This window comes from Nonomuraea sp. NPDC050540 (assembly GCF_044457485.1).
Lineage (GTDB): Bacteria > Actinomycetota > Actinomycetes > Streptosporangiales > Streptosporangiaceae > Nonomuraea.
On sequence record NZ_JBITHA010000001.1, the window covers coordinates 851,365 to 867,961 of the forward strand.

Below are 16,597 nucleotides of genomic sequence, written 5' to 3' on the forward strand. Positions count from 1 at the left end.
CTCCAGTGACCACGACCACGCCCCACGAGGGGCTGCGCGTCACCAGGGTGAAGGTGCGGCTCTGGGACCGCGGCATGTTCCTGATCGGGCTGCTGGCCGCCTTCCTCGTCCTGACCTTCACCACGATGGCGGACTTCGAGGGGATCATCTCCTTCGGGGAGGCCGCGCAGCACACCGGGCGGGCCCATCCGTGGATCTTCTGGCTGCTGGCCGCCGAGACGGTACGGCAGGCGCACTTCCTGGCCGCGGAGCGTTCCTCCGGCTATCACCGGTTCTGGAGCCGGAAGGTCTTCGGCGGCTGGGAACGCTGGTCGCACCGCCGCTTCGGCGACTGGACCCGCTTCCGCGTCGCCAGAGCCGTCAAGATCGCCTTCTGGATGTCGCTGGTCGCGCTGGTGCTCGGGGCGGTGCTGGACGTCAGCCCGTTCATCGCCCCGTTCAGGGCTCCGGCGCTGGTCGTGCAGGCGCTGCCGTTCGTGCTGCAGGTCGTCTTCCTGGTCTCGGTGATCGTCATCCAGGTCGCCGGGCTGCTCTGGTTCCTGGCGCGCGGCGGCGTGGAGTCGTACCCGCCCGACGACATCCAGACCCGCTTCGCCGACGTGTGGGGGCAGGACCACGTGCTCGAACGGTTCAAGGAGAACATCGTCCTCCTGGACAGGCCCGGCGCCATCGAGGAACGCGGCGGCTACGTGCCCGGCGGGCTGCTGCTCTGGGGGCCGCCGGGCACCGGCAAGAGGCTGATGGCCGAGGCGGTGGCCGGTGAGACCGGCAAGCCGTACGTGTCCGTGGATCCCGGCGCCTTCACCGGCATGCTCATGGGCGGCCTCAAGGTGAAGGCGCTCTTCAGGAAGCTGCGCAAACTCGCCCTGCGCCACGGCGGCGTGATCGTCTTCTTCGACGAGGCCGACGCGCTCGGCAGGCGCGAGCGCCCGGCCCGGCAGGGCGTCAGCGCCTGCCACGGCCTGGACTACCTGTCGCAGGAGACCCGCTCCGTCCTCGCCTTCACGGCGCGCCGCCCCGAGGGGGGCGGCATGAACGACAGTGGCGCCCTGCGGGCGCTGCTCACCGAGCTGTCCGGCCTGAAGAAGCCGCGCGGCCTCTTCAACCGGCAGGTACGCCGCGTGCTGGGCATGCGGCCCAAGCCGCCACCCAAGTACCGCATCCTCGTCATGATGGCCACCAGCCGCCCCGGCGCGCTCGACGAGGCGTTGTTACGGCCCGGTCGCATCGACCGCGTCCACAAGGTCGGCTACCCGTCCAAGGCCGGGCGGGTGCGCACCTACCAGGGCTACTTCGACAGGGTCCGGCACGAGCTCACCCCCGGGCAGATCGGCAAGCTGGCCGCGATCACGCCCTACGCCACCGGCGCCACGATCAAGGACCTGGTCAACGAGTCGCTGATCACCGCCATCCGCGACGGCCGCGAGGTCATCACCTGGGCCGACGTGCTGCGGGCCCAGCGGTTCAGGCGGCTCGGGCCGCCGGAGGACGCCGAAGACGTCGAGCGCGAACGGCACGCCGCCGCCGTCCACGAGGCCTGCCACGCCGTGGTGGCCTACCACACGCGCTCCCACCTGGAGATCGACGTCGCCACGATCGAGAAGGGCGCCGACCACCTCGGCATGGCCGCCTCGATCGGGCCGGAGGACCGGGTCACCCGGTGGAAGTCGGAGTACGAGGCGGACATCATGGTCTCGCTCGCCTCGCTGGCGGGGGAGCGGATGTTCTTCGCCGGGGACAACTCCTCGGGGGTCTCCGGCGACCTGCACGCGGCCACACTCCTGACCGCGCTCATGGAGTCCTGCTGGGGAATGGGCTCCGGAGTCGCCTCGCTGCCCGCGCTGCGGGAGCTGGAGATCATGGGCGGCAGGACCGGGCAGAGCGGCCTGGTGCCGGACATGCTGGGGGAGCGGATCGAGGTCACCCTCGCGCGGCTGCTGGAGAAGGCCGAGCGGCTGCTGCGGGAGCACCGGCGGGAGGTGCTGGGCGTCGCCCACGCGCTCGAGACGCACCGCACGCTCGACGGGGACGACGTGGTGGCGATCATCGAGCGGCGGGCCGGGCCGCTGGTCGACGGGAGCGTGTACGTCTCGGACGAGCTCCACGCCGAGCTGGAGGACTACCACCGGGAGGCGGCCAGGGCGCACCACGAGCACGGCCGGATCGAGCGGGAACTGCCGGGCGTGGCGGCGGACGAGGTCGTGCAGCCCGCGGCCGTGCCCCTCCGGAACCCGCCCGTGCCCGCGCCGCCCGTGCCCTCTCCGGCCGGGCCGGGCCGGCCTGGGGCCGTGCCTTCTTGGGGCGGGTCTGGTTCCGGCGGGCCTGCCGTACCGGCTGCCGGGGGTACGGCGCGGCCGGAGTTCGTGGCCTGGGCGCCCCCGCAACAGGCCCGCCCGCAGCAGGTCCAACCGCAACCAGCCCGCCCGCAGCAGCGTCGGCCACAGCAGGTCCAGCCACAGCAGCTTCAACCGCAACAGGTCCCACCGCGACACGTGCACGCGCACCAGGCCCGCCCGCAGCCCGCGCACCCGCACCCGCACCAGGTCCGTCCACCGCGAGCGCACCCGCAGCGGCCCGTCGATGAGCGCGCCCGGCCGGGTCTGGGCCGGGCGGTGCTGATCGCGGCCGGCAGCCTGGCCGGGCTGGTCGTGGTGGCGGTGCTGGGCGCTCTGGCGGTCACCCGGTCGGGACCCACCGTCGAGCCGGCCTCGCCGGGACTTCTGGTGATCCTGTTCGTGGTCGTGGTGGCGCTGATCGTGGGCGCCTGCCTGGCGGTCGTGGCCGTCAGGGGGCTGCGCGCCGCCCGCGCCAGGGCGGAGGGCGAGCGCGACCGGGCCCATGCCCGCGCCCAGCTGCTGGCCGCCGCCATGGATCCCGACACGGCGATGCGCCTGCTCGGCTACGACGGCGGACGGGCTGCCGGAGAAGGATGACCTCAATCACACAAGGTGCTCGCTTCATTGCTTAGGGTGATACGGACCCGAGCAAGGAGTGATCGTCGTATGGGTCCTGGAATCGTCCGCAGCCTGGTGCCCGCGCGCATGGACCGCCTGCCCTGGTCGCCGTTCCACACCCGGCTGGTGATCGCGCTCGGCGTCGCATGGGTGCTGGACGGGCTGGAGATCACGATCGTCAGCAACGTCGCCGCGTTCCTGCAGCGCTCCGACACGCTGGGGCTGACGTCGGCGGAGGTGGGCCTGTCGGCGACCGTTTACCTCATCGGCCAGGTGGTCGGCGCGCTGTTCTTCGGGTGGCTGTCCGACCGGATGGGCAGGCGCAGGCTGTTCATTCTCACGCTGGCCGTCTACCTGATCGCCAGCGGCCTGACCGCCTTCTCCTGGGACCTCGGCAGCTTCCTCGTGCTGCGCTTCGTCGCCGGAACCGGCATCGGCGGCGAGTACGCCGCGGTCAACTCGGCGATCGACGAGATGATCCCCTCCAAGTACCGGGGCCACGTGGACCTGGCCATCAACGGCACGTACTGGCTCGGCGCGCTGCTGGCCACCTCGGCGACCTTCTTCCTGCTCAACCCGGCGGGCCCGCTCGACCCCGACTGGGCGTGGCGGCTCGGCTTCCTCATCGGCCCGGTGCTGGGCATCCTCATCTGGGGCCTGCGCAGGCACCTGCCGGAGAGCCCGCGCTGGCTGATGACCCACGGCCGCGAGGACGAGGCGGAGCGGGTGGTCACCGCGATCGAGAAGGAGGTGGAGAAGGAGGACGACCTCGTCCTGGAGCCGGTGCCGGAGAGCGCGGCCATCGAGGTGGTGCCGCAGAAGCAGCTGCCTCTGGTCGAGGTGGCCAGGACGCTCTTCCGTACCTATCCGGGGCGCTCGTTCCTGAGCGCCACGCTGATGATCTGCCAGTCGTTCCTCTACAACGCGATCTTCTTCACGTACGCGCTGGTGCTCACCCACTTCTACGACGTCGAGGCCGGAGAGGTGCCCAAGTACATGTTCGCCTTCGCCCTCGGCAACCTGCTCGGCCCGATCGTGCTCGGCCGGCTGTTCGACACCGTGGGGCGCCGGCAGATGATCTCCGGCACCTACATCGTCTCGGGGTCGCTGCTGGCCTTCACCGGGTGGTTGTTCGAGCGCGGCGTGCTGACCGCGACCACGCAGACGATCATGTGGTCGGTCATCTTCTTCATCGCCTCGGCGGCGGCCAGCTCGGCGTACCTGACGGTCAGCGAGATCTTCCCGATCGAGATGCGGGCGCAGGCGATCTCGCTGTTCTTCGCGATGGGTCAGGTCGTGGGCTCCTTCGGGCCGACCATCTTCGGCGCGCTCATCGGCGACCAGGCCGACCCGGAGCCGACGCGGCTGTTCTACGGCTATCTCTTCGCCGCCGGGATGATGATCTTCGCGGGCCTGGTGGAGCTGCGCTTCGGGGTGAAGGCCGAGCGCGCCGCGCTGGAGACCATCGCCGAGCCGCTGAGCGCGATCGAGGCCAAGGCGCGGCGGCTCAAGAGCGAGGAGCCGTGAACCGGTCGTGGTGGCGGGCCGTCGTCAGGATATGAACCGCCTTCTCCCGCTGAAGGGCATGTGCGTGCTTCTCGCCGCCCTTCCGCTCGCCGCCTGCCAGAGCGACCGGATGTGCACACTCATCGGTACGCCCGTGGGCATCCAGGTGGACGTGGCGCCGCCGATCTCCGACCGGGTGGCGGCGGCCGAGATGGAGGTGTGCCAGGCGGGGACGTGCCGCCCGGCCAAGCTGGAGCTCTTCCGGGCCGACCGGGGCGGCCGGTCCGGCTTCGGCGACGTGGAAGGGCTGCGTAAAGAGCCGGCCGAGGTCTCGCTGAAGCTGACCGACCCCGCGGGGAAGCCGGTGGTGGAGCGGGACATCCAGGTGACGCCGCGCGGCCGCTTCCCCAACGGGCCCGAGTGCGGCGAGGGCGGGCCGAACGCGAAGGTGCAGGTGGACGGCCAGGGTCTGTTGCACGAAGTACCCTGATGTCTTGACCGGACCGCCCGGCGCCCCACTAATTGGACGTAGCTGCTAATAGTGGGGTGTGGGATGCCGGAGGTCGTGCGGATCAGCCTGCGGAACCGGTTGCGGGCGCTATACACCTTCCAGGACGTGCTCGATCGCTTCGACATGATCGCCGACCGGTCGGCGGGAGCCGTACAGGTGCGGACGAGCCGGCGCGGCGGTTACGTCGTCGTGTGGGCGCCCGAGCACGTCGAGCGCGTCTTCGTCACCCACAAGCACCTCTACGCCAAGTCCGCGCAGTACCGGCTGCTCGCCGTCGTCACCGGCGACGGCCTGCTGACCAGCGAGGGCGAGCGCTGGGCCGCCCAGCGCCGGCTCATCCAGCCGATGTTCGCCAAACGCCACCTGGGCCGCTTCGCCGAGCACATGACCGAGGCCGTCGCGGACTTCGCCAAGGAATGGGAGCAACTGCCGGACGGCGCCCGGGTGGACGCCGCCACCGCCATGAACCGGCTCACACTCGACGTGGTCGGCCGGGCGCTGTTCGGCTCGGGCCTGTCGGAGCAGGCCGCGCGGCTCGGGCCCGTCCTCACCTCCGGCCTGCGCGCGGGCGTGCGCGCGACCCGCCTGCAACTGCTCTTCCGCACCCCGCCGTGGCTGGTGGACGCCGCCCACGCCGTCGTACGGCGGGCGCCCAGGTGGATCCCCGGCATCCGGGGCCTGCACGACGTCCTGACCACCACCGACGAGGTCGTGGAGGCGGTCGTCGCGGCGCACCCCGGCGGCACCGACGACCTGCTCGGCCTGCTGCTCGCGGCGCCCATGGACCGCGGGCAGGTACGCGACGAGGTGATGACCTTCCTGCTGGCCGGGCACGAGACCACCGCCAACGGCCTGGCCTGGTTCTGGCACCTGCTCGCCCTGCACTCCGGGGCCCGCGCCCGCGTCGAGGCCGAGGTGGCCGAGGTGCTCGACGGCCGCGTGCCGACCGCCGAGGACGCCGACCGGCTCGTCTACACCGCCGCCGCCTTCCAGGAGGCCTTACGCCTCTATCCGCCGGCCTGGTCGATCGTGCGTACGGCGGTGGCCGACGACCACCTCGGCGACCTGTTCGTGCCCGCGGGCACGAACGTGGTCGTCCCGGTCTACCTGGCGCACCGGGACCCGGGCGCCTGGCCGGATCCCGACCGGTTCGACCCGGAGCGGTTCCTGCCCGGGGCGGCGCCGCGCCGCTTCAGCTACCTGCCCTTCGGCGCCGGGCGGCGGATCTGCGTGGGGGCCGGGTTCGCAGTAATGGAGGCGACCCTGATCATCGCCATGCTGGTGCGGCGATTCCGGCTGGAGATGGAGCCGGGCGCGGAGGTGCGGGCGGAGGCGACGGTGACACTCCGGCCGCGCGATGGGATTCCGATGAGACTGTACAAAGTGGTCTAATTCAATCGGATCCCGCGAAGATCGGAAGGACGCCCTTGACCCGGCTCCTCAGCGCGCAGGGGCTCATCCAGGCCGTCCTGCGCCGCACGAACCTGCTCATGGCCGGAAAACGCGTGGCGATCGTCGGCGACGCGCCGCCGGGCCTGGCCACGCGGCTGCGCGCGATGGGCGCCCATCCCGGCAGCCCCGTCGAAGAGGCCGACCTGATCTTCGGCGACGGCGTGCAGGCCGTCGCGCTGAAGCCGGGCGCCGTGGTCGTGGGCAGCGTACGCTGCGGCGTCCTCGGCATGACAGAGGCCAGGCAGGACGTGACCCGCGTCAACCTGGGCGGCGGCGACGCGGATGTCTATGTCGTGAGCGTCCCGTGCTGACCGACATCGCCAACCCCGGGCTCTGGCCCGGTGGAGCCGGCCGGATCGCGTGGGCGCGGCGCTTCATGCCCGTGCTCGGCGCCCTGTCGGGGGAGCTCGACCTGGACGGCTGGCGGGTCGGCCTCGTGCTCGTCCTGGAGCCCAAGACCGCCAACCTGGCCCTCGCGCTGCGGGACGCCGGGGCCGAGGTGATCGTGCACTGCCCCGGCAGGGAGACCTCCGACGACGTGGCCGCCGCGCTGGTGCACGCGGGCGTGTCGGTGCTGGCCAGATCCCGCACGACGCGCGCCCAGGACGACGACCTGGCCCGCCGGATGCTCGACGCCGGGCTCGACGCGCTGGTCGACGACGGCTCCCGGGTGATCAGGCTGGCCCATGCCGAGGACCGGCTCGGCCCGCTCAGGGGCGCCGCCGAGGAGACCACGAGCGGCCTGCGTCCGCTGCGGGTCATGGCCGCTGACGGCACCCTGCGGGTGCCGGTCCTCGCGGTCAACGACGCCCGCTGCAAGGTCCTGTTCGACAACGTGCACGGCACCGGGCAGTCGTGCGTCATGGCCGCGCTGGACCTCAGCGGACTGGAGCTCGACGGGCTGACCTGCGTGGTCGCCGGATACGGGCACGTGGGCCAGGGCGTGGCCCGCTACGCCGCGGCCCTGGGCGCGGAGGTCGTGGTCAGCGAGGTGGACCCGTTCGCCGCGCTGCGCGCCCACCACGACGGCCTGCGCGTGCTGCCCCTGATCGACGCCTGCCCGGAGGCGGACCTGCTGTTCAGCGCCACCGGCGTCGCCGGCACGATCACGGCCGGGCATCTCGCCGCGCTGAAGCCGGGCGCCTTCGTGGCGGTGGCCGGGGGAGTGGAGGACGAGGTGGAACGGCCGCCGGGCGGCCGCCCGGTCCGTCCCGGCGTCACCGACCACGGCGGCTGGTACCTGCTGGCCGAGGGCGAGTGCGTCAACTGCGCCGCGGCCGAGGGCAACCCGATCGAGATCATGGACCTGTCCCTGTCGCTGCAGGCGCTGGCCGTCGGCCACCTGCTCGGGCGGCGCCTGCCGCCGGGCGTGCACCCGCTGCCCGACGAGCTGGACGAGCGGGTGGCCCGGCTGAAGCTGGACGCGCTGGGCGTACGGCTTGACCGGGCGACCGATCGGCAGCGCGCGTTCCTGGACCGTGGACTGTGATCGTCGACGTCCGCGACGCCACCGTCCGGTACCGCTCGACCGGGCAACAGGTGCTGCACGGCGTGGACCTGGCCGTGGAGCGCGGCGACTTCGTGCTGGTCGCCGGGCCGTCAGGGTGCGGCAAGAGCACGCTGCTGCGGCTGCTCAACGGGCTGGTGCCGCACGCCTACCGCGCCGAGGTCACCGGGCGGGTGGAGATCGGCGGCCGGCCCGCCCTGGAGCAGTCGATCCGGCAGCTCTCCACCGTGGTCGGCACGCTGCTGCAGGACCCCGCCAAGCAGATCGTCGGCACCACGGTCGCCACCGAACTGGCCTTCGGCCCGGAGAACCTCGGCCTGCCCCGCGCCGAGATCCGCGCCAGGATCGACGAGGTGGCCGCCCGCGTCGGCATCGTCCACCTGCTGGCCCGCCCCACCCACGAGCTGAGCGGCGGCGAGCTGCAGATGGTGGCGTTCGCGGGCGTGCTGGTGATGCGCCCGGACGTCGTGGTCGTGGACGAGCCGCTGGCCAACCTGGATCCGGACGCGGGACGCCGCCTGCTGGGCGCGTTACGCCGCTTCGTCGACGACGGCGGCGCGGCCGTGGTGGTGGAGCACCGGGTGGAGGAACTGCTGGAGTTCGGCCCGGCCAAGGCGCTGTACATGGAGGAGGGCCGCACCCGCTACTCGGGCGACATTTCGGGATTCCTGCGTCAGGCGCCGGTGGCGCACGTCAAACTCCCCTTCGAGACTCTCGTGGCCCGCGCCGCCGAACTGCCCAGCCTCCCCGAGCCGGCCCGCCCGGCCCGCACCGGCCCCTCCCGCCTCGCCTACAAGAACGTCTCGCTCGGGTACGGCTCCCGCACCGTCCTGCAGGACACCGACCTCGACCTGAAGGCCGACGAACGGGTCGCCGTCCTCGGCCGCAACGGCGCCGGCAAGTCGACCCTGCTGCGCGCCGCCGTACGCCTGCTCGAACCCACCAGCGGCGAGATCCTCGTGGACGGCGAGCCCGTCGGCGAACGCGACACGCTCAGCCTCGCCACGACCTTCGGCTACGTCTTCCAGAACCCCGGCCAGGCGCTCTTCTCCGCCACCGTGGAGGAGGAGCTGGCCTTCGGCCCCCGCAACCTCGGGCAGAACCCCGAGCAGATCGCCGAGGTCTCGCGCGAGGCGCTGGCCACGATGCTGCTCGACCGCGAGCCCGGCATCCTGTCCCGCCCGCCGCACACGCTCTCGCACGGCCAGCAGCGCCGGCTGACCGTGGCGCTCGCGCTGGCCATGCGCCCCAGGACGCTCGTGCTCGACGAGCCGACGGCCGGGCAGGACCTGCGCACCACGACCACGTTCATGGACCGCGTGCTCGACGGCATCCAGAGCGTCTACTTCATCACCCACGACGTGGACCTGGCGATCACCCGCGCCGACCGCATCGTCATCGTGGACGGCGGCCGCGTCGTCGCCGACGCCTCACCGGCCGTGCTGGCCCACGACGAGCGGTTGTGGACCGGCAGCGGCCTGCGCGAGACCAGCCTGGTCCGCGCCATCCGCGATCTGCTACCCGGGGAAGGAGCGATACCGCACCCGTTCGAGCTGGCCAGATCTGGAAGGACTCACCTGCCATGACATCCCCCGACGCCTTACCCGTCCGCACCTCGCTGTGGGAGATCAACTCCCGCGTGGTCGTCTTCGCCGCCGTCGGCGCCGCCCTGTACGCGGTGCTGGGCCTGATCAGCTTCACCATTCCGGGCACCCAGAACGTCGACATCCGCCCCGCCTTCGCGCTCGTGCCGTTCATCGGCATGCGGTTCGGCCCGATCGCCGGATTCTTCACCGGCCTGGTCGGCAACATGGTCATCGACCAGATCAAGGGCTACGGCGCGCTGTTCTACTGGAACTGGAGCCTGGCCAACGCGCTGACCGGACTGCTGGCCGGCATCCTGTTCGCCCTGCTCGTGACGCGTATCGGCGCCTCCAAGGAGATGCTGCGCCTGGTCCTGGTGGGCGCCATCGCGTGGGTCGCGATGCTCATCGGGTTCGCCACGACCTTCACCGACATGTGGCTGCAGGACCTCACGTTCGGCGGCTGGGCCTCCTTCGCCTTCGGCCCGCTGCTGCTCAGCAACACGCTGGTCGCCCTCATTCTGGTGCCCGCGCTCGACGCGATCTGGGAACCGATCTCCAAGCGCATGGGCAGGTAACCGCGTGGACGTCACGCCACGGTATCTGGGAGGCGCGTCCTTCCTGGGCCGGCGGGACCCGCGTGTGCTCCTGCTGGTCCCGGTCTGCTTCCTCGTGGCGGTGGCGCGCGTGAGCGACCTGCGCCTCATGCTGGTCTGCGCCCTCGTGGCCCTGGCCTACTACGGTGCCGCGGGCATCCCGTGGCACGCGGTCAGGGCCAACTGGGCCCTCGTCCTGACGCTGATGACACTGACCGTGCTGGTCAACAGCGTCTTCACCAACGCGCTGCAGATCGAGGCGACCAAGCAGGCGCCGCCGTTGTTCGACATGCCGGTCACCGGGAATCCGGTCAGCCTGGCGACGCTGTCGTACTCGCTGACGCTTCTGATCAGGTTCGTGGCGATGGCGATGGTGGGCTTTCCCGTGGCGTTCTGCATCGCGCCGGGCGACCTCGGGGTGAGCTTCGCCCGGCTGCGGGTCTCGCAGCGGCTGGCGTTCGGGGTGGACCTGACGTTCCGGTTCCTGCCGTCCACGGCGGCGACCATGCAGCAGATCATCGACGCGCAGCGGGTACGCGGCTACACCCACCCGCGCACGAATAATCCGATAAAGCGGCTAATATCCCTCAAACCGGTCGTGATCCCCCTGACCGTGAACTCGCTCATCGACGCGGAGGACACCTCGAACGCCATGGACCTGCGCGGCTTCGGCGCCAAGCACCGCACATGGATGCGCGAGCTGGCCTTCGACCGCGCCGACTACCTGCTCCTCGGCGCGTTCGCCGCCTTCGCGCTGGCGCTGCTGGCGTACAAGATCCTCGGCACGGACGTCGTATGGGTCCCGTAGTCCACGGCGCGCCGCTCGTCCTCACCATGGACGGCCCGCCCATCCAGGACGGCACCGTCACCGTCGAGCACGGCCGCGTCGTCGAGATCGGGCGGGGCAGGGCCGAGGTGCGCTGGCCGGGCGTCCTGGTCGCCGGTCTGGTCAACGCCCACACCCACCTGCAGTACACCTGCATGGCCGAGGTCGGGCGGCGCGTCTACGACTCCTTCGAGCACTGGTCCGAGGTCTTCAACCAGGCCTACTTCAAGGGCGGCGAGGGCAGCTGGGACCCCGCGCTCAGGACCGGCGCCTGGGACTGGGCCGCCGCAGTGACGGAAGGCGCCTGGCAGTGCCTGCGCTCGGGAACCACCGCCGCCGCCGACATCGTGACCGATCCGGAGGCGTTCGTGGACACGCCGCTGGGCGGCCTGGCGTACCTGGAGATCATCGGCGACACCGACGCGAGCTGGCACGAGAACGGGCGCGAGCGCTTCCTCAAGACGCTCGGCGGGCGCCGCGCGGGCATCTCGCCGCACTCGCCCTACACGCTCGACACCGGCGTGCTGGCCGACGCGGCCGTGCTCGCCCGCGAGCGCGGCGCCCGCATCCACATCCACCTGGCCGAGTCCGCGCACGAACGCGAGTACACGATGGCGGGCACCGGGCCGCTGGCCGAGCTGGTGCGCCAGTGGTCCGCGCCGTTCGCGCTCCTGGAGGGCGGCTCCGGCCTGGCGCCCGCCGCCTACCTCGACAGCCTCGGGGTGCTCGGCCCCGACTGCCACCTCGCCCACGGCGTCCACCTCGGCCCCGACGACCGCGCGCTGCTGCGCGAGCGCGGCACCGCGATCGCGCTGTGCCCCCGCTCCAACCGCACCCTCGGGCTCGACGGCCCCGACGTGGCCGCGCTGCTGCGCGAGGGCAACCCCATCGCCGTCGGCACCGACTCCCTGTCGTCCTCGCCGTCACTCGACCTGCTCGCCGACGTCGCCGCGCTCAAGCACCTCGCCGTACGGCAGGGCTACCACCACCCCGACCTCGACCGGCGGCTCATCGAGGCCGCGACACTCGGCGGCGCCCACGCCCTCGGCCTGCGGGACGAGATCGGCGTCCTGCGGCCGGGAGCGCGCGCCGACTTCGCCGTCTTCGACGTGGATGCCCGCGACCCCTACGCCGGCCTGGTGGAGCACGGTTCTGGACGGTGCGTGGCCACGGTTGTGGGCGGCGCGAAACTTTGGGCCCTTTAGGGGCGTCCGAGCAGGTGCTAGCGTCCCGGGACGATGGCATCGCAGAGCCTGCGCTTCAAGCTGTACTCCCTCCTCAGCCTGCCGATCGTGGCGCTCGTCGCACTGTGGACCTTCGTCGCCGGTCACGTGGTCGGAGACTTCTTCGAGCTGCGCCGGGCCACCACCGCGTTCGAGAAGATCAGCGCCCCCGCGGCGGCGCTGGTCACCGAGCTGCAGCATGAGCGCAAGTCGGCGGCGATGTTCCTGTCCTCGCCGCCGCCCGACGGCAGCCTGCTCGTCTCCGCGCGCAAGCGCACCAACACGGCGGCGGCCGCGTTCCGCACGCTGTCGGCCTCCGAGGAGGCGCAGACCATCACCACGCCCGAGCTGCGCAACGCCATCGACGCCGTGCTGCGCAAGATCGGCGGCCTGGACGCGGTGCGCAGGGAGGTCGACGACCGCACCACCAGCCGCCTGTCGGTCGTGCAGGCCTACGGCGAGGCCACCGACGAGGTCTACCGCCTCTACGACCAGGCCGTCACCGTGCCGGACATCAAGCTCTACCAGCAGGCCGCCGGGCTCCAGCGCATCGCCCACGCCCGCGACCTCATGTCGCGCGAGGACGCGCTGATCTCCGGGGCGACGCTGGCCGGGCGGATCACCAGGGAGGAGTACGAGGCGGTCGAGGTGCTCTCGCCCAACAGGAAACTGCTGCTCGAAGACGGCGTGGCCGCCCTGGAAGCCGAGCTGCGCGCGCCGTACGACCTGTTGCTGGGCTCCCCCGAGCACCAGAGGATCTCCGAGATCGAGCGCGAGATCATCGAGACCGCGCGGCTGCCGCGCGTGCGCAACTCCTGGCAGGCCGCCGCCGACAGCTTCGGCGCCACCCTCGACCGGCTGCTGGTCAGCCGCTCCGAACTGCTGAACGCGCGGGCCGAGGCCGCCGCCGGCGAGATCGTCGTGCGGATCGTCGTGGTGGGCTTCCTCGGCCTGGTCTCCATCATCGCGGCCGTCGTGTGGTCGGCCCGCCTGGGCCGCCGCCTGGCCACCGAGCTCGACACCCTGCGCGACGCCGCCGCCGAACTGGCCGACGAACGGCTGCCGCGCGTGGTGGAGAAGCTGCGCGGCGGCGAGGACGTGGACGTCGACGTCGAGGCCCCGCCCATCCCCACCGACGGCGCCACCCAGGAGATCCGCGACGTCGCCCACGCCTTCGCCGGAGTACGCCGCACCGCGGTCGAGGCGGCCGTCGGCCAGGCCGCGCTGCGCAAGGGCCTGGGCCGCGTCTTCCGCAATATGGCCCGGCGCAACCAGGCGCTGGTGCACCGCCAGCTCGTCCAGCTCGACGTGATCAGGCGGCAGATCACCGAGCCGGAGACGCTGCAGGACCTGTTCACGCTCGACCGGCTCACCACCCGCATGCGCCGCCAGTCCGAGGGCCTGCTCATCCTGTCGGGCGGCTCGCCGGGCCCCGCCAACGGCGACCCGGTCCCGCTGGCCGACGTGGTGCGCGAGGCGATCTCCGAGGTCGAGGCCTACACCCGGGTGAACGCCCCGCCCATCCCCGACGCCTTCCTCGACGGCGCCGCGGCCACCGACGTCACCCACCTGCTGACCGAGCTGGTCGCCAACGCCACCGCCTTCTCCCCGCCCACCACCACCGTCCAGGTGTACGGGCAGGTCGTCGGCCGGGGCTTCGCCATCGAGGTGGAGGACCGCGGGCTCGGCCTGCCCGACACCGTCCGTGAGGAGGTCAACTCCCGGCTGGCCGACCCGCCGGAGTTCGACCTGGCCGACAGCGAACGGCTCGGCCTGCTCGTGGTCGGACTCCTCGCCCGCCGCCACGGCATCAAGGTCACCCTCAGCAAGTCGGCTTACGGAGGTATCACCGCAGTCGTCCTGCTTCCGCAGTCCCTCATCGTCTCCGGATTAACACGGCGTTCACATTCGGGCAAAAACCGGGAAACGGCAGCCTGGCAGCCTCGGCGTGGCTGAGTAAAACCCCGAAAGGACCTCCGTGAGCTACAAGGCTGAGTACATCTGGATCGACGGCACCGAGCCCACGGCTCTGCTCCGCGCCAAGACCAAGATCCTTGCCGACGGCGCCGAGCCGCCGGTGTGGGGTTTCGACGGCTCCAGCACCAACCAGGCCGAGGGCCACGCTTCCGACCGGGTGCTCCGCCCCGTGTTCACCTGCCCGGACCCGATCCGCGGCGGTGACAACGTTCTGGTCCTGTGTGAGGTCGAGGAGATCGACGGCGAGGCCCACCGGAGCAACACCCGCGCCCTCCTGCGTCCGATCGCCGAGCAGTTCGCCGACCAGGAGTCGTGGTTCGGCATCGAGCAGGAGTACACCTTCTTCAAGGGCTCGCGCCCGCTCGGCTTCCCCGAGGGCGGCTTCCCCGCGCCCCAGGGCCACTACTACTGCGGCGTGGGCGCCGAGGCCGTCTTCGGCCGCGAGATCGTGGAGCTCCACCTCGACCGCTGCCTCGTCGCCGGCCTGAAGATCTCCGGCATCAACGCCGAGGTCATGCCGGGCCAGTGGGAGTTCCAGGTCGGCCCGGCGAGCCCGCTCGAGGTCGCCGACCACCTGTGGGTCGCCCGCTACCTGCTCTACCGCACCGCCGAGGAGTTCGGCGTGGAGGCCACCCTCGACGCCAAGCCCGCCCGCGGCGACTGGAACGGCGCCGGCGCGCACACCAACTTCTCCACCAAGGCCATGCGCGAGGGCTACGACGCCATCATCACCGCCTGCGAGGCGCTCGGCGAGGGCGACAAGCCGGTCGAGCACGTCCGCCAGTACGGCGCCGACATCGAGTCCCGCCTGACCGGCGCGCACGAGACCGCCCCGTGGAACAAGTACTCCTACGGCGTCTCCAACCGCGGCGCCTCGGTGCGCATCCCGTGGCAGGTCGAGGTGGACCGCAAGGGCTACATCGAGGACCGCCGACCCAACGCCAACGTCGACCCGTACGTGGTGACCCGTCTGCTGGTCAACACCTGCTGCGCCGCCCTGGAGAAGGCCGGCCAGGTCTGACGGCACGCTCTCCGGAGGAACGCGGGCACCCCCGATGGGACCCGCGTTCCCCCGTTTCCCTTGGTAGAACCGTCACGCCAGGCGCGACTGGTAGACCCTGCGGGCCTCCGTCACCAGCCCGCCTCTGTCCTTGACGAGTTCCTCCAGCAGGTCCAGCCAGCGCAGGCAGAACGTCACGTCCTCTTCTCTCGCCACCCTGCGGCGCTCCACGTCCAGGTAGACCGGGCTCGAATGCGCCCGCACCAGGCCGCCGCCCTCCGCCACCGCCACCACGTACGTCGGCCAGTCCACGCGTAACTCGGCCGACACCTCGTTCGGCGGGCCCGAGGCCAGTTCGCCGTCGGCGGTCAGCAGCCGCACCCGCTGCACGCCGGGGCCGATCACCCGCGCCACCGCCCGCACCCGGGTGCCCGCCTGCAGGTCGATCGTGGCGCCCGGTCGCTCGCCCTCCACCGACAGCTCCAGGAAAGGGCCCGTCGTGGCGAAGGTACGGCTGTGCCGTACCGCGTGGGCGTAGGACTCGGCGGTGAGCGGCCCGTCCACGTGCGCGTACGTGCGCTCGCCCCCGATCGGGCCGAGGCGTCCCGCGGTGCCGGCGACCGCGGCCACCCGGTTGCCGGCCCCGATGAGCCGCCGGTAGGCCCGGTCGGAGCCGATCGCCGAGGAGAAGCTGTCGACCAGCCCCAGCGCCGCGTCCACGACGGACATGCGGGCGTCGAAGATCGGGTAGCCGCCGTCGAACAACTGCTCCGGCGTCTCGACCGGGCCGCGGAAGGCGTTGGCGTACCCGATCAGCGCGCCCCGCTCGCGCAGCTTGTCCACCAAGCCCGACGGGACGCTCGGCGCGTCCTGCGCCAGCCCCACCCGGGCCACATGGGTGGCGTCCGACCAGGGCAGGTTGCGGCCGGCCCAGAGGTCTTCCGTGTCGCCGTCGCCCGCGAGCAGGTTGACCACGTGCAGGTCCTCGCCGTGCTGGGAGTCGGCCACCCACTGGGGCGGGCGGTTGAGCCGCACGTGCAGGTCGCCGCCGTACCAGCCGCGGGCGGCTGCGTCGTAGATGCGCGGCGGGGCCAGTTCCACCAGCGTCTCGCCCTCGCCGGGGGTGAGCGTGGTCTCGGCGTGGCCGTACTCCATCCCCCGCGCCGCCCTGACGGTGATCCGGCTCGACGGCACCTCCAGCACGACGTCGTCGCCGTGGAAGTACGGCAGGCCGTCGATGTCCCTGGCCGGTGAGGTTCCGTGCGGGTACCAGCCCCTGCCGTCGGCCGTCCAGACGCTCCACCGGCATGGGAAGCCGGCGCGCAGGCGGAGGGTCTGCTGGGCGGCGAGTAGTGTCAGATCGTCACGCATCGGCTTCTCCCCGTAATCGAAGGCGCCGTTATCGTGCCACGACCCTGACTCGCCGGAAAGCCCGTCCATTCCCGGCGGAGTGGCTTTCTTA

13 protein-coding genes are annotated in these 16,597 nt (G+C 71.9%); 12 read left to right on the forward strand and 1 reads right to left on the reverse strand.

Annotated features, from left to right (window positions below; translation table 11 throughout):
• Nucleotides 1-5 precede the first annotated feature (5 nt).
• The 12 genes from ACIBI5_RS03890 (at nt 6) to glnII (ending at nt 15,156) form a co-directional block, all read left to right on the forward strand.
• Nucleotides 6-2,933: an AAA family ATPase gene (locus ACIBI5_RS03890; protein WP_397242864.1), complete on the forward strand. Its 2,928-nt coding sequence runs from the start codon at nt 6-8 to the stop codon at nt 2,931-2,933.
• A 69-nt stretch (nt 2,934-3,002) separates the two neighbouring features.
• A complete protein-coding gene (locus ACIBI5_RS03895; protein WP_397242866.1) occupies nt 3,003-4,481 on the forward strand; it encodes an MFS transporter in 1,479 nt (492 codons plus the stop codon).
• A 31-nt stretch (nt 4,482-4,512) separates the two neighbouring features.
• Complete coding sequence (locus ACIBI5_RS03900) at nt 4,513-4,950, forward strand: hypothetical protein (protein ID WP_397242868.1); 438 nt, start codon at nt 4,513-4,515, stop codon at nt 4,948-4,950.
• 63 nt (nt 4,951-5,013) lie between these two features.
• Nucleotides 5,014-6,363: a cytochrome P450 gene (locus ACIBI5_RS03905; RefSeq protein WP_397242870.1), complete on the forward strand. Its 1,350-nt coding sequence runs from the start codon at nt 5,014-5,016 to the stop codon at nt 6,361-6,363.
• Nucleotides 6,364-6,398: 35 nt separating this feature from the next.
• Nucleotides 6,399-6,734 carry a hypothetical protein gene (locus ACIBI5_RS03910; RefSeq protein WP_397242872.1) on the forward strand — a complete coding sequence of 112 codons (336 nt, stop codon included), beginning with the start codon at nt 6,399-6,401 and terminating at the stop codon, nt 6,732-6,734.
• Nucleotides 6,728-7,912: an adenosylhomocysteinase gene (locus ACIBI5_RS03915; protein ID WP_397242874.1), complete on the forward strand. Its 1,185-nt coding sequence runs from the start codon at nt 6,728-6,730 to the stop codon at nt 7,910-7,912. Before ACIBI5_RS03910 ends, ACIBI5_RS03915 begins: the two co-directional genes overlap by 7 nt.
• Entirely contained in the window at nt 7,909-9,516 is a 1,608-nt protein-coding gene (locus tag ACIBI5_RS03920; RefSeq protein WP_397242876.1) for an ABC transporter ATP-binding protein, read from the forward strand. Before ACIBI5_RS03915 ends, ACIBI5_RS03920 begins: the two co-directional genes overlap by 4 nt.
• Nucleotides 9,513-10,091 carry an ECF transporter S component gene (locus ACIBI5_RS03925; protein ID WP_397242878.1) on the forward strand — a complete coding sequence of 193 codons (579 nt, stop codon included), beginning with the start codon at nt 9,513-9,515 and terminating at the stop codon, nt 10,089-10,091. Before ACIBI5_RS03920 ends, ACIBI5_RS03925 begins: the two co-directional genes overlap by 4 nt.
• 4 nt (nt 10,092-10,095) lie before the next feature.
• A complete protein-coding gene (locus tag ACIBI5_RS03930) occupies nt 10,096-10,917 on the forward strand; it encodes an energy-coupling factor transporter transmembrane component T family protein (RefSeq protein ID WP_397242880.1) in 822 nt (273 codons plus the stop codon).
• Nucleotides 10,905-12,140, forward strand: a complete 1,236-nt coding sequence (locus ACIBI5_RS03935) for an amidohydrolase family protein (protein WP_397242882.1) — start codon at nt 10,905-10,907, stop codon at nt 12,138-12,140. The genes ACIBI5_RS03930 and ACIBI5_RS03935 overlap by 13 nt, the downstream gene beginning before the upstream one ends.
• Nucleotides 12,141-12,173: 33 nt before the next feature.
• Nucleotides 12,174-14,114, forward strand: coding sequence for a nitrate- and nitrite sensing domain-containing protein (locus ACIBI5_RS03940; protein ID WP_397242884.1), 1,941 nt, complete (start codon nt 12,174-12,176; stop codon nt 14,112-14,114).
• 22 nt (nt 14,115-14,136) lie between these two features.
• A complete protein-coding gene (gene glnII, locus ACIBI5_RS03945; RefSeq protein ID WP_397242886.1) occupies nt 14,137-15,156 on the forward strand; it encodes a glutamine synthetase in 1,020 nt (339 codons plus the stop codon).
• A gap of 72 nt (nt 15,157-15,228) precedes the next feature.
• On the opposite strand, the gene ACIBI5_RS03950 is transcribed toward glnII, so the two are convergent.
• A complete protein-coding gene (locus tag ACIBI5_RS03950; RefSeq protein WP_397242888.1) occupies nt 15,229-16,506 on the reverse strand; it encodes a CehA/McbA family metallohydrolase in 1,278 nt (425 codons plus the stop codon).
• Nucleotides 16,507-16,597: the final 91 nt, after the last annotated feature.

Coding starts and splice junctions, on each gene's coding strand:
- ACIBI5_RS03895 (WP_397242866.1), top strand. CDS start 3,003: ATGGGTCCTGGAATCGTCCGCAGCCTGGTGCCCGCGCGCATGGACCGC.
- ACIBI5_RS03900 (WP_397242868.1), top strand. CDS start 4,513: ATGAACCGCCTTCTCCCGCTGAAGGGCATGTGCGTGCTTCTCGCCGCC.
- ACIBI5_RS03905 (WP_397242870.1), top strand. CDS start 5,014: ATGCCGGAGGTCGTGCGGATCAGCCTGCGGAACCGGTTGCGGGCGCTA.
- ACIBI5_RS03925 (WP_397242878.1), top strand. CDS start 9,513: ATGACATCCCCCGACGCCTTACCCGTCCGCACCTCGCTGTGGGAGATC.
- ACIBI5_RS03935 (WP_397242882.1), top strand. CDS start 10,905: ATGGGTCCCGTAGTCCACGGCGCGCCGCTCGTCCTCACCATGGACGGC.
- ACIBI5_RS03940 (WP_397242884.1), top strand. CDS start 12,174: ATGGCATCGCAGAGCCTGCGCTTCAAGCTGTACTCCCTCCTCAGCCTG.
- ACIBI5_RS03950 (WP_397242888.1), bottom strand. CDS start 16,506: ATGCGTGACGATCTGACACTACTCGCCGCCCAGCAGACCCTCCGCCTG.